We start from the raw sequence: 18,230 nt of genomic DNA on the forward strand, positions 1-18,230 counted from the left end.
GCTCAGTCTCTCAAGGGCCTTTCGCAACCTTGATCAACTCAGACCACCGTTAAAAGCGAGCCGATTCGAAATATTTACGTGTGTGTTCGGTATCACGTAATCCGCGGCTTTTCGGTGCGTCTGTTCTGACGACCTCGGCTGCGGCGTTCGGTGCAACCGTCGCTGCCACCGCAGCCGGAGCTGCGAAAGCGGCCATTTTCAGGAAATGGCGACGGCTGTTTTCACGCTTCGGGTTGTCCATTGGACACCTCCCCCTGGGTTAAGGGACCTGTCGGTCCCGGTTACTGAATTGCAAAGGCTTCGGCTTCCACTGCCATGAAGGCTCGGCCAAGCGAGCCCACCGGCGCGTAGAAGATGGCACTTTGCGCTTCTTCCAAGTCGGTAAAAAACAGTTCTGCCCACTTCGCCAAATGGGCATCAAAAAAAGCTTTCTGGGAGGCCACACCGCTGTCGCAGGGAAATTCGCCGGTGATAATCCCGGCCATGATTTCACACAGGGTGCAGATGTGGTCTTCCGGTTCCTTGACGTCGCTGCGGGCTTTGATACCACGTGACCGCAAATCGCTTCTGAGCTCGGCCAGGGGCTTTTCGTTCAGGAAGCCGGTGAGGTAGTAGCTGGCATAGGGAAGGAGCTCCCCCCTGCCCAGACCGACAAACAGGTTGTTGAACTCCCGCTCGAGATCGTAGGGGTTGGTGCGCTCTGCGAGCTTGGCCAGGTTCTTCGAGGCGGTGCCCAGGGGTGTGTCGTCCCCCTGCAACGAGGCCAGACCTTGCAGCAATTCCGCCGAGGGTGGTCGGTCAAGCAGGACGCCCAGCAGCTGATAGATTTGGGCCCGCGCTCTATCTTCGTCAGTGATTGAGCGCGGGCACTGGATTTCGGCCGTGTCAGTCAAGTCGTTTTCCTTCTAATTATTATGTGCGCTCTCTCACACTATCTTAGTGCACAAACGAGAATAGTGGGGTAAGCCACGTTTATTTCGCCAATAGGTGAAATGCATTCTGCTAATAGTCAAAACGCATGCGAGGGCGGAATCGCGGTTCCGGCACCTCTTCTGATTGGCTGTTCTCCGGTTGTGCGGTCACTCGGTTGGTCAGCTCCGCCTGCCCGGTATGGTCGTCCTGCTCAATGGCTGCCTGTTCATCCCCATGCCCGTCAGCTTCCGACTGACCGGTGACCGGGGATTCGGCATCGGCCGGGGAGGGTTGAGCCAACGACTGCACTGGTTCATCAATGACATCCGCCGCTTTCTTGGCTTTATCCACCAGCCCTTCGCCGACCCGATAGAGTGATTTCACGGTTTGCCCGGCCGTCGACGCCAGGGTGTAATCCTCGTCGTAGTCATTCAGCCCATCGAGAACAGCCAGCACCGGATTGGATTTCCAGAGGCTTCTCAGGGCCTTTCGGCGCAGGAACTCGGGTATTTCCTTGCGCATGAAACCGGTGATATCCGTTCCGATCTCAATGGACGAGGGATCTGGCAGTCCGTACTTCTCCAGAAGCTCCGGTTCAGACAGGCTCTCGTTAACGGCGAGTTCCTGTTCCTCCGGGGCCGGTTCGGCTTGCTCCGGCGCCGGAGGCGGCGTGGGTTCTACCGTTCTGTTGGCTTCGGCCTTTTTGCGCGCCCAGCGCTGCCAGCGTGATTCAACCATTACTGTAACCTGGGTTTCTTGATGTTGGCGGGAGCCCGGTACACATCGCTTTCCTGCCGAATACGTGGATCACCCTTGGCGTCTTCCACAGCGTCCACGCGCACCTCATCCCGGCGCCGTTTCTTGAACGGCTCCTCGATGTAATGCATGTCGACAAATTCCTTGATCCAGGCGGCCAGGGATTCCGGAATAGGCACGGCCTCAACAATGCTTTCGCCGCTGTCCAGGGAGTCCAGAGCCTCGTGGGCGCTGGCGGTAACGGTGCTGACCGCCCAGCCTGAGGGCGACTGACCGGTGACGTCACGGTCCAGGATGATCCAGACGGAAGGCGTGCTCATGTTGAGGGAGACGAGATAACCTTCGACATCGGCACGGAACAGCTCCATAGTGACCGTGCCGGCGTGGTAATCGACCACCTCGCCCTCGCGTACCAGTTCTTTCCAGAAGGCGTCCGGTGCCCCGGGGATGACAGCAACAGGTTTCCAGACGTGTTTCGCCCACCGCGTTACCCCCGGCGATCGGCGAACAACGGCACCCACCTGCAATGCTCGTTTCCAGTGATCGGTTCTACTGCTCATGATGTGTCTCTTTTTGTTATAGATAAAAGCTAGCAGGGCTCCAACAATTATCCAATTGTCCGAAAGTAGATGGCTGTGGCATGCTCGAAATAAGAGAGTGATTCGTATACGTATAACAACAACGAACAGAGTAAAGTTCCTGATGACATCAAAAAAATCTCTATTGCTGTGCACCTGCGACAAGAGCCAGGGCTTCAATTCCGAGGCCCTTCAGGCGGTTGCGGGTGCCGAGCAGGTCGTCGCGGTAGACCAGCTGTGCGGCAACGATATGAAAGTCGCAGCCGAGCACCTGGGCGCCAGCAACGACGTGCTTATCGCCTGTGGCCAGCAGGCAGCGCTGTTCGAGCGCCTGGCCGAGGACATTCACGCCGAGATCCAGCATGTAGCGCCACTGCACACCATCGATATACGTGACCGGGCGGGTTGGAGTTCTGCCGATGCCAACCCCAAGCGGTTGGAAGCCAAACAGGCGGCCCTGGTGGCCGCAGCCCAGTTGCCAGGGCCCACCGCCCCGGCGAAAAGCATTCAGTCCAACGGCGTCTGTTGCATCGTAGGCCCCACCGAGCAAGCCATTCGCATGGCCGGGTTGGTACAGGATGAGCTGGGCGTTACCTGTGTGGTCAACGATGCCGGCCCCATCCAGTTGCCATCGGCCGCCTACGACGTGGCCAAGGGTCAACTGACTAGCGCTTATGGCGCCCTCGGCAACTTCAAGCTGGAGTTCGCCGGGTTGCAGACCCTGCATCCGGCCGGTCGGGGTGAGCTGGGTTACACGCCGGCGCAGACAACGGCTCGCAGCGAGTGCGACGTGTTTATTGATCTGCGCGGTGGCGCGCAGGCCTTCCCCAGCCACGAGAAGCGCAATGGGTATTTCTGGGCCGATCCGAACAAAGCCGGCGAGCTGGAACGCATTGCCCTCACAGCCAGGGAAATGGTGGGCGAGTTCGAAAAAACCGTCTTTTTCCGGCTGGAAGAGTCCCTGTGTGCCCATTCCCGGGCTAACAAGCCGGGCTGTACCCGGTGCCTGGACGTTTGCCCCACGGAAGCGATCTTCTCTGCCGGCGACCACATCCAGATCGATTCTGACATCTGCGCAGGTTGTGGCTCATGCGCGGCGGTTTGCCCCACATCCGCAGTCACCATGAACGAAACGCCCTACGAGGCGATAGTCAAAGTCATGGACGTGATGGCGAAGACCTATCGCGAGCACACTCACGAATCGCCACGCCTGGTATTCCATACCCTGGGCGCCGGCTCGGAAGCCATCACCTACCTGGCTCGCTACGACGATGGCCTGGCCGACGATCTGATCCCACTCGGACTGGAACATGTGGACCGTATTGGCCACGCCGAGATCATGGCGGCGTTCGGTGCCGGTTATGCCGAAGTGCTGATTCTGGCAGACAACGAACTGGATCGTCGGGCCCTGGCGGCCGAAGTAGAATTGGCCCAGGCCATGCTCAAAGGCACCCATAACTCGCCAAGCCGGGTTCGGGTGATTGATGCCATAGAGTTGTCCGCGCCGGGCGACAACGCGGGACGGGTCAGTGAGCCGGTGCTGCTGGTGGGCGGCCGTCGCGACATTACCCGGGTGACCGCCACAGCCATGGCGGAGAAGGTGGACGAGCCGATCCCGCTGCCCAAGGGTGCGCCGTACGGTGCCATCGAGATCGATTCAGACAAATGCACTCTGTGCCTTGCCTGCGTTTCCCTGTGCCCCACCGGCGCACTGGGGGATCACCCGGACCGGCCGGAAGTGCAATTTACCGAGAACGCCTGTGTGCAGTGTGGTATCTGCGACAGCACCTGCCCCGAAACGGCGATTACGCTCAAGCCGCAGCTGGATCTGTCAAAGGCTGCGCTCAGCCCGAGGGCTTTGCATGGCGAAGAACCGTTCGAGTGCATCCAGTGCGGCAAACCGTTTGGTGTGGCCAGTACCATCAACCGGATTGTCGAAAAGCTGGAGAACCAGCACTGGATGTACACCAAATCTGATAATGTCCAGCTCATCAAGATGTGCGACGACTGCCGGGTGAAGGCACAGTTCCATGGCGACACGGCGCCCATGGCTGGCGCCGCCAGACCCAGGGTCCGTACCAGTGATGACTACCGGGACAATTGATTGATAGACAGGAATTTCCATGGTCCAGTACACCGAAGTAGGAAAAAGTAACCTGATTGGCACCGATGCGCCCCGGCCACAGGACAAGAACCCCAGGGGCGTGGATCGTATTATTGCGGTTGCCTCAGGCAAGGGCGGGGTGGGGAAATCCACCGTGTCCTCCAATCTGGCCGTGGCCATGGCGTCCAAGGGCCTGAAAGTCGGCCTGCTGGATGCCGACGTCTATGGCCCCAGCCAGCCGAGGATGCTGGGTGTGTCTGGCCGACCTTCCAGCCCGGACGGCAACACCATCCTGCCGCTTCGCAACCACGGCGTGACCCTGATGTCACTCGGGCTGATGACCTCCGAAGAGGAAGCCATTGTCTGGCGCGGACCCATGCTGATGGGCGCTCTGCAGCAAATGATGAACCAAGTGGACTGGGGAAGGCTGGACGTGTTGCTGGTGGATCTGCCGCCGGGCACTGGCGATGTCCAGATGACCCTGAGCCAGAAGTTTTTCGTGGCCGGCGCCATCGTGGTGTCGACGCCCCAGGACATTGCCCTGATGGATGCACGCAAAGGCATCGACATGTTCAAGCGCATGGACGTGCCATTGTTCGGCCTGGTGGAGAACATGGCTTCTTTCATCTGCGATGGCTGCGGCAAGGAGCATCATCCCTTCGGCCACGGTGGTGCCCGGGCTGAGGCCGAGAAGCTGGGGGCACCGTTCCTCGGTGAAATTCCTCTGGATCTCGATATCAGGATCGGCTCCGATGGCGGGGTGCCCATTGTGGTGTCCAAGCCCGACAGTCCGCAGGCCCAGGCTTTCCAGCGGCTGGCCGATCAAATCATTGCCTCCGAACAATACGCCCGGGCCGTCCAATGATCATTGAGTCTCCCCGTTTCCCACCGCTACTGAGCGGCGAGGTTGTGCCCCCGCATACGGATCCTTTCGATAAGGCCGTCAGCCGTGCCATCGCCGGCGTGGATTCCGGCACCATTTTCTATTCCGAGGCCGTGGATACCCTGCGCGCGGCACTGGTGCTGGCACCCGAGACGCCGCTGGAAGAGGCTATTCAGGCGGTGTACGTGGCCCAGATTGGCCTGGCCGAGAGCCTCGGGGCCCTGGCGCCGCCCGAGGTGCCGGTGCAGTTCCAGTGGCCTGACCGCATCAAGGTCAACGGGGCCCTGTGTGGCAGTGTCCGGTTTGCGGCCGATGTGTCCGACCCCAAAGAAACGCCGAACTGGCTGGTGATCGGTATCGTGGTGCCCTTCACCCATCCTGGCGGCGAGCCGGGTGAAACGCCGGATCAGACCTGTCTGTACGAAGAGGGCTGTGTAGAGATAATGCCCATGGCGTTGCTGGAGAGCTGGTCCAAGCATACGCTGTTATGGCTGACCTATTTTCTGGACAGCGGGTTCGAGCGGGTCCACAACGAGTGGCGTCCGCGCTGCGATACCATTGGCAAGCGCATCGAGGAGCCCAGAGCCGGCCTGTTCGTGGGTCTGGATGAAAAGGGGCGCATGCTGTTGCGCCAGGATGTGATGACCGAAACTGTTAGCCTGATTGATTATGCGGAGCACCTATGAAACTGGCCCGAACCCTGAGACTGGACATTTCCGATGAAAACGTCTTCGAGCGGCCGGCACCCAGTGGGGAGTGGGCCATTTCTGGCGGCTTCGAGTTTTCCAACTGGACCGAGGCGGACCTGACAGGCAAAGCCCGGCAAGCCTTCACCAATGGCTGGTACAGCATTGAGTCGGGTGGTCGTGCCAGCTTTGTTGGCGTGTGCGACATTACCGAGCCGGAGCTGGAGCGGCTACGCCAGACGCTCGCGCAGACTTTTGTGGAGATCTATGGCGCGCCGGACATCGAGGCCGCTTACCCGGTGGCCTGTGAAGAAATCGACCAGATGCGCAGCATGTGCGAAGACTTTGAGGACAACACCCTGCTGATGGTCAGCCGCACCCTGACCGACCTGGGCGTTGAGGAAACCTACCGCTCCCGTGGCCCGCAGGATGCCTCACTGGAGGCCTTTGCGGTCCACGGCAGCGTTGACTGATTACAGGCCGAAGCTGCCGTAGGGAATAAATCGGACGGGGGTGCCGGGCTCGATCTGCTGGGCGCTCTCATCCAGTTCCACCAGACCCTCGGACCAGGCCAGACCGGTCACCCGGCCAGAGCCTTCCGACCCGAATACCTCGACCTTCCCATCGCGAACCCGTGCCCGCAGCATCTCGCTGCGCCCGGGTTTTTTGTTCTTCGAGAAGTCAGCCGGCATGGTATACGCTTGGGGCTCGAACCATTCGGCCCCTGCCAACAATGCCATGGCAGGCGCACCAAACCTCAGCGCACAGACCCAGGCGGCCACCGGATTACCCGGCAGACCGACTACCGGCGTGCCCCGGAACATGGCAAGCGCCAGAGGACGGCCGGGTTTGATGGCAATGCGCCAGTTACTGATGTCACCGTGTTCTTTCAGGGTTTTCGACACATGATCCTCGTCGCCGGCGGACACGCCGCCGCTGGTCAGGATCAGGTCACACTGCTCCGCGCCGCGCTCCAGGGCCGCCTTCACCTCTTCGGCCCGGTCCAGCACATGGCCAAGATCCACGAGCTCGTAGCCGAGTTGTGATACCAGGGCGCTGAGCATAGGGCGATTGGCGTCGTATATCTGCCAGTCTGTGACGGGTGCGCCCACCGGCTTCACCTCATCACCGGTGGACAGCACGCCCACCCTTAGTCTCTGATAAACATCAACGGCTTCCACGCCCACGCTGGCAAGCACCGAAATCTGGGTCGGACTGAGCCGCGTTCCGGCCGTAAGAATCCGGTCCTCGACTTTGATGTCTTCACCGGCTTTGCGGGCATTGGCGCCTGCTTTTAGCGTACCGTTCAAATGCAACTGGCCATCCCGGACTTCGCAGTCTTCCTCCAGAACCACGGTATCCGTGCCGGCGGGAATAACCGCGCCTGTCAGAATCCGGATTGCGTATCCCTTGGGCACCTGCCCCTTGTAAGGCTCACCGGCGGCGCTGCGGCCATCCACCAGAGGCAGGGTGCAGGGCACGTCCGTTAACGGCCCGGCAAGAGCATAGCCATCCACGGCGGAATTGGTGCTTGGGGGATGAGCCCGGGGCGCATAGACATCACTTGCCAGGATTCGGCCGTTCACCTGTGACAGCGGAACCTCACGCTCCACCTCCACCACGGGATGCAACCTTGAACGCAACCGCTCAAGGGCTTCTTCGACCGGCGTCCAGTTCACGCCCGGGGGAAGGGCAAAACAGTCATTGCGAAGCGGCTTCATGACTCTCTCGCTGGTGGCTGTACATGATCAATAATAAAATCGGCAATGCCGGTGACGTCATTGATATCGAACAAAGGCCCGGAAAAATCGGCGGCATAGTCGCTGGCAACGGCGATGATGTTGGCGTCTTCCCGGTAAAGGGGCGATCGGCCCGATTCCTGCCGGTGTACTTCAATCTTCGGGTGCGCGTGGGTTTTGTAACCCTCCACCACGACCCAGTCGCAGGGCGACAGGCGGGCCAGCAAATCCTCCAGTGAGGGCTCACCTGCGCCCCGCAGCTCGTGCATGATGGCAATGCGCTGGCCCCCGGCCAGAATCACTTCGCGGGCACCGGCTTCACGGTGTTTGTAGCTGTCCGTTCCGGGCTGATCCACGTCCACCATGTGGTGGGCGTGCTTGATCGAGCTGACCGTTAAACCCCGGCCGGAAAGTTCGCGAATCAGAGCGGCTGCCAGTGTGGTCTTGCCGGAGTTTTTCCAACCTACGATGCCTATAACGTTCACTTCAGATGCTGCTCCGCCCAGGCCAGATCGTCCGGGGTGTTGATGTTGAAAAAATCGCCCTCGTCAAAAACCACCAGAGTTTCGCCCTGGGCCTGTGTCCACTGGCGGATCTTGCGTACGCCCTCGTTCAGGGCGGCTCTCAAATCGTCCCTCAAAGCGACCCGCCAGCGCCCGAAGGTTGGCTGTGGCAGTCGGCCGCGCTCGGGGTCTGGCGTGGCTGCCAGCACCACCGGAGTGTCATGTTCCGCCAGTTTGGCAGCCAGATCCCTGGGAAAGAACGGTGTGTCGGCGGCCACGCTGATGAGCCATTCGTGGCCCTGTTCGGCGGCCCAGTCCATGCCCGCGAGCACGCCGGCAAGCGGGCCGGGGAAGCCTTCGATGGAGTCCGCCACCACCGGCAGATCCAGGTCGTCGAACCGGCTTAAATCCCCGTTGGCATTCAATACCACGGCATCGACCTGAGGTGTGATCCGTTCGATTACCCGCTGGATCAACGACTGGTCGCCGAGCATGAGCCTGCCTTTGTCGCCACCACCCATGCGGTTTGCCTGGCCGCCGGCCAGGATAACTGCACATTGGCTCATGCAGTGCCTCCGTCAATCATGTTGAGCGCCTTTTCGACGTAGCTTCTTGTCTTCATCGGGTACCTGCGACAAGTCCTGATCGAACACCAGGCGGTGCTGGCCGCTCAGGCAGGTGAATTTCTTGCCACGCATCCGGCCGATCAGGGTCAGCCCGACCTGACGAGCAATGTCGACTCCCCAGGCGGTGAAGCCCGAGCGGCTGATCAGAGTGGGAATGCCCATCAGGGATGTTTTTATCACCATCTCCGAGGTCAGGCGGCCGGTGGTATACAGAACCTTGTCTGCGGCCGGAATGTTATTCAGGTGCATCCAGCCGGCAATTTTATCGACCGCGTTGTGCCTTCCAACATCCTCCATGTACGCCAGGATTGTTTGTCCCTGGCAAAGCGCTGTGCCGTGGATGGCGCCGGTTTCCATATACAGGCTAGGCGTATGGTTGATCTGGTAGGAGAGATCGTAAAAGGTGCTGGTGTGCACTGGCGTATCCGGCAGTGACAGACCTTCCAGCCCGGCCATCATGTCACCGAACACGGTGCCCACGGCGCAACCGGAGGTGCGGGTTTTCTTTTCCAGCTTGTCCTCGACATCGGTAACGCCTGACGTGCGCACCACCGCAACCTCGAGTTCTTCGTCAAAATCGATCCCGGTGACCGTGTCTGTTTCTTTCAGCATGCCCTGGTTGAGCAGGAAGCCGAGGGCCAGATACTCCGGATGGTCGCCGATGGTCATGGCTGTGACGATCTCCTGGCTGTTCAGGTAGATGGTCAGGGGGCGTTCCTCGATCACGCTGATCGATTTGGCCTCACCGTTCTCGTCCACGCCCTCCACTGGGCGAGACAGACGGGGATCCTTGGGATCGGGAAGTATGGGATCAATCGTCATTTTTGTTATAGCCGTTTCCTGGTCGTACTGGAATGGATGTTGTACGGAGATTGCCAGAGATTAGCCTATTTGGCATTGAGGAAAAACAGCTGCTTTTTGTCAATAAAAAACCCCGGCAATGCCGGGGTTCGATCTGGGCAGGGTAAACAGACGCTCAGTTCAGTCGCCCTTGATCCTTTTGCCTCACTGGGCGTTCGGGAAGAACAGTTGCTGCCCGTCCACTTTGAAGTCGGCAATCGCCTGCTGGCCTTCTTCCGACAGCAGCCAGTTGTGCCACTGGGCTGCCAGGTCGTGTTTGAGGTGTGGGTGCTTTTCTTCGGAGAGCAGCAAGCTGCCGTACTGGTTAAAAAGTACTTTGTCGCCTGAGAACAGCAGCTCGAGATTCTGGCGATTTTCGAACGCGACCCAGGTAGCACGGTCGGACATCACATAGGCGTCCATCCCGGCGGCGGTGTTCAGGGTCGGACCCATGCCGCTACCCAGTTCCCGGTACCAGCTGCCGCCCGGTTCCACGCCGGCGTTTTCCCAAAGCCTGAGCTCGGCCCGGTTGGTGCCGCTGTCATCGCCTCGCGATGCAAACGGTGCCTCTGCTTCGGCGATGGCCGAGAAGGCTTCGGCGGCGCTTTCCGCGTCACGGATATTGGCGGGATCGTCTTTCGGGCCGATCAGCACGAAGTCATTGTACATAACGTCTGCCCGCTCGGTGGCAAAGCCGTTTTCGACAAACCGCTTTTCCCCGGCGGTGTCATGTACCAGCAGGCTGTCGGCGTCGCCCCGGCGGGCAAGCTCAAACGCCTGGCCGGTGCCGACGGCAACAACGCGGACTTCGATGCCGGTTTTTTCCTCAAACTTGGGCAGGATCGAGTCGAACAGGCCGGAGTTCTGGGTGGACGTGGTTGAGGCCAGCGTTATGTAGTCGTCGGCTTGGGCACTGAAGGTCAGGCCCATGGTCGTCACGGCAGCCAGAACCAGATTCAGGGTTTTCTTCATCTTGTTTTCTCCTTGTTGTGTCTCATTTGTAGAGCGAGCGATGGTTCGATACGTTTTGCGGTGAGTGATCAGGCCACGAGTTCTCCGCTCAGGAAGGCCTGGGCCTGGCGTGAAACCGGGGCGTTGAAAAAAACGTTAGCCGGTGTGTGCTCCTGCACTTTGCCTCCAGCCAGAAACAGCACATCTCCGGCAAGCCGCTTGGCCTGGTGCAGGTCATGAGTCGTCATTACGATGCGTGTACCTCTCTCGTGAAATTCCTGAACGGCGGCTTCCACGTCCTTTATGGCAGCAGGGTCCAGTGCAGAGGTGGGCTCGTCCAGAAACAGTACCGAGGGTGAAAGTGCCCAGGCCCGGGCCAGTGCCAAGCGTTGCTTCTCGCCACCCGATAACACCCGGGCGGGCGTGTCGGCACAGGCGGACAGGCCGAAGCGTGCCAAGGCTTCCCGTGCCAGTTCTGCACGCCGCTTGCGTGGGATGTTATTGACAGCCAGCGCGTGGGTGAGGTTGGCCAGTGCGGAACGGCGCAGAAGAACTGGGGTCTGAAATACCATGGCCTGACGGGGTTTTTTGTCACCGGACCAGGTTATGACTCCCTCCGTTGCCGCGAGCAGCCCGTGGGCCAGGCGGAGCATCAGGCTCTTGCCCGCGCCATTGGGGCCCATCACCAGTGTGGGGCCGGGGCCGTCCAGCGTGAATGAGCAGGGTCCGAAAAGCTGGTGGCCGAGAAGGTTGAACTCGACGTTGTCAAAGCGCAGCGACGGCGGTGCATTGAGTTCGATTTGTCTGTTAACGGGCACGTTCAACGATGTCATCCCATGCGCCTCTTGGCCGTTTCACTCAAAATGTACGCAGTCGCGTTGATCACCATGACAAGCGTAAGCAGTACAATGCCGAGGCCCAACGCCAGGGGCAGGGCGCCCTTGCTGGTCTCAAGCACAATGGCCGTTGTCATGACCCGGGTGACGCCGTCAATGTTGCCGCCAACCATCATGACCGCGCCGACTTCCGCGCTGGCCCGGCCGAACCCTGCGAGCAGAACGGTCAGCAGGGCAAAGCGGGCGTCCCACAGCAGCGTGGGCATCATGCGGGCCTTCGACATGCCCAGCGAAACGAACTGTTCCCGGTACTCGACCAGCAACTCCTCCACTTTCTGGCGCGAGAGCGCAGCGAGAATGGGTAACACCAGTATCACCTGCGCAATCACCATGGCCCCGGGCGTGAACAGAAGACCCAGTTCGCCAAGCGGTCCGGCCCTCGATAGCAGCAGGTAAACGCCAAGCCCTGCCACAACCGGCGGCAGTCCCATCAGCGCATTCAGCGCCACAATGACCCCGCCGCGTCCGGGGAACTGCCATAACGCAACCGCAGCGCCCAGTGGAAAACCCAAAAGCGCAGCTATCAGGACTGCAACGAGCGAAACCTGCAGCGATAGCACCACGATCTGGTACAGCGAAGCATCGAGATTCACCAGCAGCGACAGCGCCACGTAAAACGCATTTTCTTCCACAGCAGCGTCTCCTTAATATTGAGCATCGTGGCGTTTTTAACTACGCTTTGCGATGCATTGCGTAAATAATGCAGCTAGAAACAGCATTATGCGTATCAACTGACTCCGGAGGTCCGATGTCTCTGCCTGACTATCTCACTACGGCCGAGGCTGCCGAGTATCTGCGCCTGAAAGAACGAAAGGTCTACGATCTGGTGGGCCAGGGCGTGATTCCCTGCGTGCGGGTGACGGGAAAGCTTTTATTTCCCCGCCAGCGTATAGACCTCTGGCTGATGAATCATTTGGAGGGTGACGAAGGCGTCAGTGCGCCAACGCCACCCGTGCTGGTGGGTAGCCAGGATCCGCTGCTGGAGTGGGCGGTGAAGGAGAGCAATGCCGAGCTGGCGATGCTGTGCCAGGGCAGCGGAGACGGGGTGCAACGCCTGGTCGACGGGCGCGCCATGGTTGCTGGCATGCATATCTGGCACGCGCAGACTGAGCGTTACAATGATCCGGTGACCCTGGGCTTGAGCGGCATGCGTGACCTGGTATTGATCCGCTGGGCAAAACGCCGGCAGGGCCTGCTTCTTGCGCCGGATAATCCCCACGGAATTGTGCAACTGGAAGACATCGCCCGGTCGGGCCTGCGTCTGGCCCACCGCCAGCCCGAGGCCGGTGTTAGTCATCTGCTGCAGAGCCTGCTCGCCAGCTACCGAATCGATGGCAGCCAGCTTGCCTGGGCCGCACATCCCTCGCTCAGTGAGGACGATCTGGCTCTGGCCATTCGTCAGGGAGAAGCGGATGTCGGTGTGGGTATTGAAGCGGCGGCCAGGCGCCAGGGCTTGGCATTTATCCCCCTGCAGCAGGAGCACTTCGACCTGGCCATGCGCCGGCGCCATTATTTCGAGCCGGCCATGCAGCGTTTGCTGGCCTTTGCCGGTAGCGAACGATTCGCGCATAGGGCCGAGACATTGGGCGGGTATGATGTGAGTGAACTTGGTAAAGTAGTGTATAACGCTTGAACGACAACAATAAGCAGACCATTCAGGCAGGAGCCCTCATGGGTTCGACCATGAAGAAGGTGATCAGTGAAAGCAGCGGCGCGCTGGGTGACATTGGCACATTGCTGCCCTTGACTCTCGGTGCCATCGGCGTGGCCGGACTTGCTCCAGTACCGGTACTCCTGGGTTTTGCCGTGTTTTACATCGCGACAGGTCTGTATTACCGCCTTCCTGTCCCGGTGCAGCCCATGAAAGCCGTGGCCGCGTTGCTGTTGACCACCCAGGTCAGTGCCCAGAGCCTGATCGCCAGTGGCGTTCTGATCGGTGCCATCCTGTTGCTTCTGGGGTCAATCGGATGGATCAACCGGGCGGCCCGCCTGGTGCCGGGGTCGGTATTGAGCGGCCTGCAACTGGGGCTGGGTTTGTTGTTGGCCAGCATGAGCCTGGAATTGATGGCTACCTCCCTGCCGCTGGGCCTGGTCGTGCTGGGGTTGCTGGTGGTTACCCTGAAACTGTTCCCCAGCTGGCCGGCGGCGCTGATGGGGCTGGCGTTGGCCATGGTCCTCGGTGCGCTGCTGGGTTCACCCGGGCTGCCATTGCCGGCGGATCCCGCCATCTTCTCGATGCCCACATTGCCCTCGATGGATGAGTGGCAGCAGGGGTTCTCTATCCTGGTGTTGCCGCAACTGGCGTTGACTATCACCAACGCCATCGTTCTGACAGCTCTGGTGGTGGGGGATTATTTCGGAGATCAGTCCCACCGGGTCTCACCGGCACGGCTGTCCGTCACTACTGGCCTGGCCAACCTGTTTCTGGTGCCATTCGGCGCCTTGCCCATGTGCCACGGCGCCGGGGGTGTTGCGGCCCACTATCGCTTTGGCGCCCGCACCGGTCTGGCGCCGGTCCTGCTGGGCACGGGATTACTCCTGGTGGCGATCGTGCCCGGTGGTCTCTCGTTCATTGCCGCCGTGCCCGCGGCGGGTCTTGGCGCTCTGCTCATGGTTGCTGCTGTTGAACTGGGCCTCACCAAACGTCTCTGGACCGCCAAACCCTCTTGCTGGCCGGTGATTGGCATCACGGCTCTGATCACCTTCTGGGCCGACCCGTTTTTCGGCTTCCTCATCGGGGTGGCCGCGGAGACGTTCCGGTCAGCCTGGTTGCGTGGACGTTTCAACGGTGTGCATCAAGACTGAGGATATTGTCCGATTCGGCTGATACACTCTCCCTACCACACCTACCACACCTACCACACCCAGTGAGGGTTCAGCACCCGTTATTCTGAACACTTCATCTTTTGAAATGATATCCTCGTACACCGCTATGAGGGACGCAAATCAATCCTGAGTGCCGACCTCTTTGAAGCAATCGTTAACTGGAAACCCGGAGCTTTAACCGTACCCATGAGAGTTGTTATTCGTTATTTTTTCCGAACGCTGCGCCTGATACTGACACCATTCATGCTGCTCAGTGAAAAACTCAGCACGCCGGAAAGCGTCAGCCGTAGCGCTGATGAGCAGGCCCGCGCTAACGAGGCCAGCAAGGATCTGGCTCTTTACCAGTTCAAAGCCTGTCCGTTTTGTATCAAGGTAAGGAAAGAAATCGCCCGGCTCGGCCTCAATATCGAAACCCGGGACGCCCAGCATAACCCGGAGCATCGTGCAGAGCTGGAGGCTGGCGGCGGTCAGGTCAAAGTGCCCTGCCTGAAGATTCAGCAAGAAGATGGCAGTGTCCGCTGGCTGTATGAGTCTGACGATATCAAGGCGTGGCTGCAGGAGCGGTTTGAGCCGGCCTGATCGCCGGTACTGGTTGGATCGTCCTCGTCATTTATCCCGCATTATTTCTCTGGGGTGGCAGAGTCCAGGGAAATATCGATAAGTTCATGCTGCAGCTTTTTCAGAAGGTGCAGCAGGCTGACGCTGTCATCAAAACTCATCCCCTGCATGGCCTGCCGGTAAAACTCGGCAATCGAGTCCTGCAGCCGATCCCAGAAAGTCCGGCCAGATTCGGTCAATACCACCAGTCTGGCCCGCCGATCCTGGGGGTCCGGTACCCGAACAACGTGCCCGTCCCGTTCCATTCGTTTGAGCACGCCGTCGAGGTTCTGGCGACTGACGTACAGGTACTCTTTGAGCTGATTGAACGAGGTGCCTTCCTCGAAACCCTCCCGTGACAGCGCCCCGAGCACCGCCCATTGCACGGCGCTGATGCCCATTTCATTCTGAACCTGACGCTGGAGAATGTTTCCGGTCTGGAACAGGCGGAAAAACAGGCGGTTGGGAATGCCTCCGGATTCGTTGACGATCATCTGTGCTCCTTTGGTGCCCCGCTGGCGGTTGGGCCGGCGAGGGCGGTTCTCGGCGTCCTGAATCACGGAAGGCATGGGACGCGTCACTTCGGCAGGTACTCGCGGGCGATAATGTTCTTCATGATCTGCGCTGTACCGTCACCAATCTGCAGCCCCAGGACATCCCGCAAGCGCTGGGCGAACGGTAAATCCTCTCCCCACCCGGTGTGGCCATGGGCCAGCAGGCACTGTTTCACCACATCGAAAGCGAGCTTCGGGCCCCACCACTTGTTCATCGCCGCCTCGGCGTTATGGGGCAGGTTGTTGTCCTTGAGCCAGAGCGCATGGTAGCACTGCATGCGCGCGGCATGAACGTAGGTCTGGTATTCCGCCAGCGGATGAGTCAGGCCCTGGAAGGCGGACAGGTTCTGGCCAAAGGCAGTACGCTCGGTCAGCCACTGCCAGGTTTCTTCCAGGGACTGCTGGGCCACCGCCAGGCACTGCAGGCCGATCAGGGCGCGGCTGTAGTCGAAACCCTGCATGACCTGTTTGAAGCCTTTCCCTTCCTCCCCCATCATGTGGCTCGCGGGTACTTCCACGTTATCGAAGAAGATCGAACCGCGGCCGATGGCACGTTGGCCATTGTCCTCAAAGCGGGTGGTGGTGATGCCCGGCGTGTTCATGGGCACCAGGAACGCGCTGATCCCGGAGGCGCGCTGTTCCACCGTGCCGGTGCGGGCGAACACCACCGCCACGTCAGCCTGGTCGGCCATGGAGATGGAGGTTTTCTCGCCGTTGAGCACGTAGACATCGCCCTTTTTCTCGGCTTTCAGGCGCAGGTTGGCAGCGTCCGAGCCACCATGGGGTTCGGTCAGTGCGATGCAAGCCACTCTCTGACCGGTAGTCATGCCGTGCAGCCATTCCTTTGCCAGGTCCGGCGCGGCGTGGCTGGCGATGATCTGGCCGTTCAGGGAGGTCAGTAGGGGAATGTAACCCACGTTGAAATCCCCTTTCGAGATCTCCTCGATGATCAGGCCGCTAGTGACGCAATCCATGCCGCTGCCACCGAACTCCTCAGGCAGTTCACCACCGAGCAGGCCCATCTCGCCGAGCTGGCGGATCACGTCCCGCTCGATCACGCCTTCCTGGTCCCGCTTGCGATAGCCCGGGGCCAGCACCTCGGCGCTGAAGCGGGCCACAACCTCGCGGATCGCGTTTTGTTCTTCATTGAATCCGAAATTCATGGTGTTCTCCGGGCTATCGGGCCGTTACTTGTAGTACTTGCGGAATTCCGGCTTGCGCTTTTCCTTGAAGGCGTTGACGCCCTCTTTGGATTCGTCGGTGTCGTAGTACAGGCTCAGGGCCTGCATGCCGAGGGCACCGATGCCGGCGATGTTGTCGCTGTCGGCGTTGAACGAGCGCTTGGCGATGGAAATGGCGGTCGGACTCTTCTCGAGGATCTCGTCACACCACTTGCGTACTTCCTCGTCCAGCTGCTCCGGGGGTACAACGGCGTTTACCAGGCCCCATTCCAGTGCCTGTTGGGCGGAATACTTGCGGCACAGGTACCAGATTTCCCGGGCCCGTTTCTCGCCCACAACCCGCGCCAGGTAGGCGGTGCCGAAACCGGGATCGACGGAGCCGACCTTGGGGCCAACCTGACCGAAAATGGCGGTTTCCGAGGCGATGCTCAGGTCACAGATCACGTGCAGCACGTGGCCGCCGCCGATGGCGAAGCCGTTGACCCGGGCAATCACCGGCTTGGGTACTTCCCGGATCAGGCGCTGCAGTTCTTCCACCGGCAGGCCGATCAGGCCGCGACCGTCGTACTGGCCCTCGTGGGCGCCCTGGTCGCCACCGGTGCAGAAGGCCTTCTCGCCGGCGCCGGTGAACACGATCACGCCGATGTCCTTGTTCCAGCCGGCACGGTGGAAGGCGTCGATCAGTTCCATGCAGGTCTGGCCGCGGAAGGCGTTGTAGCGGTCCGGGCGGTTGATGGTGATGGTGGCGACGCCATCGGTTTCGTCGTACAGGATGTCTTCGTAATTCATGCTGTGTTCTCCGTTTTCGTGAAAGTGGGCGTTAGCCGGCCATGGTCAGGCCGCCGGACACGCTGATTACCTGGCCGGTGATGAAGTTGGCGTCGTCACTGGCGAGCAGGGCGATGATGCCGGGGTAATCCTCGGGCTGAGCCAGGCGTTTCATGGGCACGGCGTTGCGGAAGGCTTCCAGCAGCTTTTCCGGGTTGGGCGCGGATTCCGCGACACCCTTGAGCAGGGCGGTGTCGGTGGGGCCGGGACAGACCACGTTCAGGCACACGTTCTTGGTGGCCAGTTCCCGGGCCACCGTCTTGCTGAAGCCCACCAGCCCGGCCTTGCAGGCGGCGTAGACGGACTCGCCGGAGGAACCGACCCGGGCGGCATCGGAAGCCACATTGATGACCTTGCCGCCACCGGCGGCCACCATCTTCGGCAGCACCACGTGGTGCATGTTCAGGGCGCCGGTGAGGTTTACCGCAATCAGTTGGTCCCAGAGTTTTGGTTCGGTCTTCAGGAATGGCATGAAGCGGTCGAAACCGGCGTTGTTGACCAGCACCGTGGGCACACCCAGATCGCTTTCCATCGCAGCCACGGTCTCAGTGATCGCGGCATAATCGGTGATGTCTGCGGCGTAGGCCTTGGCCTCGCCGCCTGCCTCGGTAATCAGGTCTACCGTGGCCTGGGCCGCGTTTTCGTCACGGTCCAGTACGGCCACCAGGCTGCCTTCCTCGGCAAAGCGCTGGCACACGGCGCGTCCGATGCCGCCGCCACCACCGGTGACGATGACTGTTTTTCTGTTCAGGCCTCTCATGATGACTTGC

22 protein-coding genes are annotated in these 18,230 nt (G+C 60.4%); 7 read left to right on the forward strand and 15 right to left on the reverse strand.

The genetic code is table 11. The annotated features are described in order from the left end of the window. Window positions 1–49: 49 nt before the first annotated feature. The 4 genes from GJU83_RS11105 to GJU83_RS11120 all read right to left on the reverse strand — a co-directional run bounded on the left by GJU83_RS11105 (window position 50) and on the right by GJU83_RS11120 (window position 2,228). Window positions 50–241 (reverse strand): twin-arginine translocation signal domain-containing protein, encoded by a 192-nt coding sequence (locus tag GJU83_RS11105; RefSeq protein ID WP_153634352.1) that lies wholly within the window; start codon window positions 239–241, stop codon window positions 50–52. A 40-nt stretch (window positions 242–281) separates the two neighbouring features. Continuing rightward, complete coding sequence (locus GJU83_RS11110) at window positions 282–893, reverse strand: TorD/DmsD family molecular chaperone (protein WP_069182752.1); 612 nt, start codon at window positions 891–893, stop codon at window positions 282–284. A gap of 109 nt (window positions 894–1,002) precedes the next feature. Continuing rightward, complete coding sequence (locus tag GJU83_RS11115; RefSeq protein ID WP_153634353.1) at window positions 1,003–1,650, reverse strand: DUF3306 domain-containing protein; 648 nt, start codon at window positions 1,648–1,650, stop codon at window positions 1,003–1,005. Continuing rightward, on the reverse strand, window positions 1,650–2,228 hold the full coding sequence (locus GJU83_RS11120) for a DUF3305 domain-containing protein (protein ID WP_069182754.1): 579 nt from the start codon (window positions 2,226–2,228) through the stop codon (window positions 1,650–1,652). Before GJU83_RS11120 ends, GJU83_RS11115 begins: the two co-directional genes overlap by 1 nt. Window positions 2,229–2,370: 142 nt before the next feature. On the opposite strand from GJU83_RS11120, the gene GJU83_RS11125 reads away from it, so the two are divergent. The 4 genes from GJU83_RS11125 to GJU83_RS11140 are packed head-to-tail and all read left to right on the forward strand — an operon-like array spanning window position 2,371 to window position 6,392. After that, window positions 2,371–4,350, forward strand: a complete 1,980-nt coding sequence (locus tag GJU83_RS11125; RefSeq protein ID WP_153634354.1) for a 4Fe-4S binding protein — start codon at window positions 2,371–2,373, stop codon at window positions 4,348–4,350. 19 nt (window positions 4,351–4,369) lie between these two features. After that, the gene (locus GJU83_RS11130; RefSeq protein WP_083231750.1) at window positions 4,370–5,215 is read left to right on the forward strand and encodes an Mrp/NBP35 family ATP-binding protein; all 846 of its coding nucleotides are present in this window, start codon (window positions 4,370–4,372) and stop codon (window positions 5,213–5,215) included. After that, window positions 5,212–5,919 (forward strand): biotin/lipoate--protein ligase family protein, encoded by a 708-nt coding sequence (locus GJU83_RS11135; protein WP_227514456.1) that lies wholly within the window; start codon window positions 5,212–5,214, stop codon window positions 5,917–5,919. The genes GJU83_RS11130 and GJU83_RS11135 overlap by 4 nt, the downstream gene beginning before the upstream one ends. Continuing rightward, entirely contained in the window at window positions 5,916–6,392 is a 477-nt protein-coding gene (locus GJU83_RS11140; RefSeq protein WP_136629941.1) for a DUF6505 family protein, read from the forward strand. Before GJU83_RS11135 ends, GJU83_RS11140 begins: the two co-directional genes overlap by 4 nt. Here the strand turns inward: GJU83_RS11140 and GJU83_RS11145 are convergent, their stop codons facing one another. The 7 genes from GJU83_RS11145 to GJU83_RS11175 all read right to left on the reverse strand — a co-directional run bounded on the left by GJU83_RS11145 (window position 6,393) and on the right by GJU83_RS11175 (window position 12,106). After that, window positions 6,393–7,640, reverse strand: coding sequence for a molybdopterin-binding protein (locus tag GJU83_RS11145; RefSeq protein ID WP_153634355.1), 1,248 nt, complete (start codon window positions 7,638–7,640; stop codon window positions 6,393–6,395). After that, window positions 7,637–8,143 (reverse strand): molybdopterin-guanine dinucleotide biosynthesis protein B, encoded by a 507-nt coding sequence (gene mobB / locus GJU83_RS11150; protein ID WP_069182758.1) that lies wholly within the window; start codon window positions 8,141–8,143, stop codon window positions 7,637–7,639. Before mobB ends, GJU83_RS11145 begins: the two co-directional genes overlap by 4 nt. Beyond that, the gene (gene mobA / locus GJU83_RS11155) at window positions 8,140–8,727 is read right to left on the reverse strand and encodes a molybdenum cofactor guanylyltransferase MobA (RefSeq protein ID WP_153634356.1); all 588 of its coding nucleotides are present in this window, start codon (window positions 8,725–8,727) and stop codon (window positions 8,140–8,142) included. Before mobA ends, mobB begins: the two co-directional genes overlap by 4 nt. Before the next feature lie 12 nt (window positions 8,728–8,739). Continuing rightward, complete coding sequence (locus tag GJU83_RS11160) at window positions 8,740–9,609, reverse strand: formate dehydrogenase accessory sulfurtransferase FdhD (protein ID WP_153634357.1); 870 nt, start codon at window positions 9,607–9,609, stop codon at window positions 8,740–8,742. 183 nt (window positions 9,610–9,792) lie between these two features. Continuing rightward, complete coding sequence (locus tag GJU83_RS11165) at window positions 9,793–10,599, reverse strand: ABC transporter substrate-binding protein (protein WP_153634358.1); 807 nt, start codon at window positions 10,597–10,599, stop codon at window positions 9,793–9,795. A gap of 68 nt (window positions 10,600–10,667) precedes the next feature. After that, window positions 10,668–11,411, reverse strand: a complete 744-nt coding sequence (locus GJU83_RS11170) for an ATP-binding cassette domain-containing protein (RefSeq protein WP_153634359.1) — start codon at window positions 11,409–11,411, stop codon at window positions 10,668–10,670. Beyond that, a complete protein-coding gene (locus tag GJU83_RS11175; RefSeq protein ID WP_153634360.1) occupies window positions 11,408–12,106 on the reverse strand; it encodes an ABC transporter permease in 699 nt (232 codons plus the stop codon). Before GJU83_RS11175 ends, GJU83_RS11170 begins: the two co-directional genes overlap by 4 nt. 116 nt (window positions 12,107–12,222) lie before the next feature. Here GJU83_RS11175 and GJU83_RS11180 point away from each other — a divergent pair, with 116 nt between their 5' ends. The 3 genes from GJU83_RS11180 (at window position 12,223) to GJU83_RS11190 (ending at window position 14,879) form a co-directional block, all read left to right on the forward strand. Then, window positions 12,223–13,107: a substrate-binding domain-containing protein gene (locus tag GJU83_RS11180; RefSeq protein WP_153634361.1), complete on the forward strand. Its 885-nt coding sequence runs from the start codon at window positions 12,223–12,225 to the stop codon at window positions 13,105–13,107. 38 nt (window positions 13,108–13,145) lie between these two features. Then, entirely contained in the window at window positions 13,146–14,279 is a 1,134-nt protein-coding gene (locus GJU83_RS11185; RefSeq protein ID WP_153634362.1) for a putative sulfate/molybdate transporter, read from the forward strand. Window positions 14,280–14,486: 207 nt separating this feature from the next. Continuing rightward, window positions 14,487–14,879, forward strand: coding sequence for a glutaredoxin family protein (locus GJU83_RS11190; RefSeq protein ID WP_153634363.1), 393 nt, complete (start codon window positions 14,487–14,489; stop codon window positions 14,877–14,879). Window positions 14,880–14,920: 41 nt separating this feature from the next. Here the strand turns inward: GJU83_RS11190 and GJU83_RS11195 are convergent, their stop codons facing one another. From GJU83_RS11195 to GJU83_RS11210, 4 genes are all read right to left on the reverse strand, one after another. Further along, window positions 14,921–15,391 (reverse strand): MarR family winged helix-turn-helix transcriptional regulator, encoded by a 471-nt coding sequence (locus GJU83_RS11195; RefSeq protein WP_136629948.1) that lies wholly within the window; start codon window positions 15,389–15,391, stop codon window positions 14,921–14,923. Between the two features lie 83 nt (window positions 15,392–15,474). Next, a complete protein-coding gene (gene aliB, locus GJU83_RS11200) occupies window positions 15,475–16,614 on the reverse strand; it encodes a cyclohexanecarboxyl-CoA dehydrogenase (protein WP_153634364.1) in 1,140 nt (379 codons plus the stop codon). A 24-nt stretch (window positions 16,615–16,638) separates the two neighbouring features. Further along, complete coding sequence (locus GJU83_RS11205; protein WP_153634365.1) at window positions 16,639–17,421, reverse strand: enoyl-CoA hydratase-related protein; 783 nt, start codon at window positions 17,419–17,421, stop codon at window positions 16,639–16,641. Between the two features lie 31 nt (window positions 17,422–17,452). Next, window positions 17,453–18,220 carry an SDR family NAD(P)-dependent oxidoreductase gene (locus GJU83_RS11210; RefSeq protein ID WP_153634366.1) on the reverse strand — a complete coding sequence of 256 codons (768 nt, stop codon included), beginning with the start codon at window positions 18,218–18,220 and terminating at the stop codon, window positions 17,453–17,455. Window positions 18,221–18,230 lie beyond the last annotated feature (10 nt).

It is taken from the genome of Marinobacter salsuginis, from assembly GCF_009617755.1.
GTDB classification, from domain to species: Bacteria; Pseudomonadota; Gammaproteobacteria; order Pseudomonadales; family Oleiphilaceae; genus Marinobacter; species Marinobacter salsuginis.

Bases quoted from the DNA above. Each gene is read 5' to 3' on its own strand.
- GJU83_RS11135 (WP_227514456.1), top strand. From the start codon at position 5,212: ATGATCATTGAGTCTCCCCGTTTCCCACCGCTACTGAGCGGCGAGGTT.
- GJU83_RS11180 (WP_153634361.1), top strand. From the start codon at position 12,223: ATGTCTCTGCCTGACTATCTCACTACGGCCGAGGCTGCCGAGTATCTG.
- GJU83_RS11125 (WP_153634354.1), top strand. From the start codon at position 2,371: ATGACATCAAAAAAATCTCTATTGCTGTGCACCTGCGACAAGAGCCAG.
- GJU83_RS11205 (WP_153634365.1), bottom strand. From the start codon at position 17,421: ATGAATTACGAAGACATCCTGTACGACGAAACCGATGGCGTCGCCACC.
- GJU83_RS11145 (WP_153634355.1), bottom strand. From the start codon at position 7,640: ATGAAGCCGCTTCGCAATGACTGTTTTGCCCTTCCCCCGGGCGTGAAC.
- GJU83_RS11105 (WP_153634352.1), bottom strand. From the start codon at position 241: ATGGACAACCCGAAGCGTGAAAACAGCCGTCGCCATTTCCTGAAAATG.
- GJU83_RS11210 (WP_153634366.1), bottom strand. From the start codon at position 18,220: ATGAGAGGCCTGAACAGAAAAACAGTCATCGTCACCGGTGGTGGCGGC.
- GJU83_RS11120 (WP_069182754.1), bottom strand. From the start codon at position 2,228: ATGAGCAGTAGAACCGATCACTGGAAACGAGCATTGCAGGTGGGTGCC.
- GJU83_RS11190 (WP_153634363.1), top strand. From the start codon at position 14,487: ATGAGAGTTGTTATTCGTTATTTTTTCCGAACGCTGCGCCTGATACTG.
- GJU83_RS11140 (WP_136629941.1), top strand. From the start codon at position 5,916: ATGAAACTGGCCCGAACCCTGAGACTGGACATTTCCGATGAAAACGTC.
- GJU83_RS11195 (WP_136629948.1), bottom strand. From the start codon at position 15,391: ATGATCGTCAACGAATCCGGAGGCATTCCCAACCGCCTGTTTTTCCGC.
- GJU83_RS11185 (WP_153634362.1), top strand. From the start codon at position 13,146: ATGGGTTCGACCATGAAGAAGGTGATCAGTGAAAGCAGCGGCGCGCTG.
- GJU83_RS11165 (WP_153634358.1), bottom strand. From the start codon at position 10,599: ATGAAGAAAACCCTGAATCTGGTTCTGGCTGCCGTGACGACCATGGGC.
- aliB (WP_153634364.1), bottom strand. From the start codon at position 16,614: ATGAATTTCGGATTCAATGAAGAACAAAACGCGATCCGCGAGGTTGTG.
- GJU83_RS11170 (WP_153634359.1), bottom strand. From the start codon at position 11,411: ATGACATCGTTGAACGTGCCCGTTAACAGACAAATCGAACTCAATGCA.
- GJU83_RS11130 (WP_083231750.1), top strand. From the start codon at position 4,370: ATGGTCCAGTACACCGAAGTAGGAAAAAGTAACCTGATTGGCACCGAT.
- GJU83_RS11115 (WP_153634353.1), bottom strand. From the start codon at position 1,650: ATGGTTGAATCACGCTGGCAGCGCTGGGCGCGCAAAAAGGCCGAAGCC.
- GJU83_RS11160 (WP_153634357.1), bottom strand. From the start codon at position 9,609: ATGACGATTGATCCCATACTTCCCGATCCCAAGGATCCCCGTCTGTCT.
- mobA (WP_153634356.1), bottom strand. From the start codon at position 8,727: ATGAGCCAATGTGCAGTTATCCTGGCCGGCGGCCAGGCAAACCGCATG.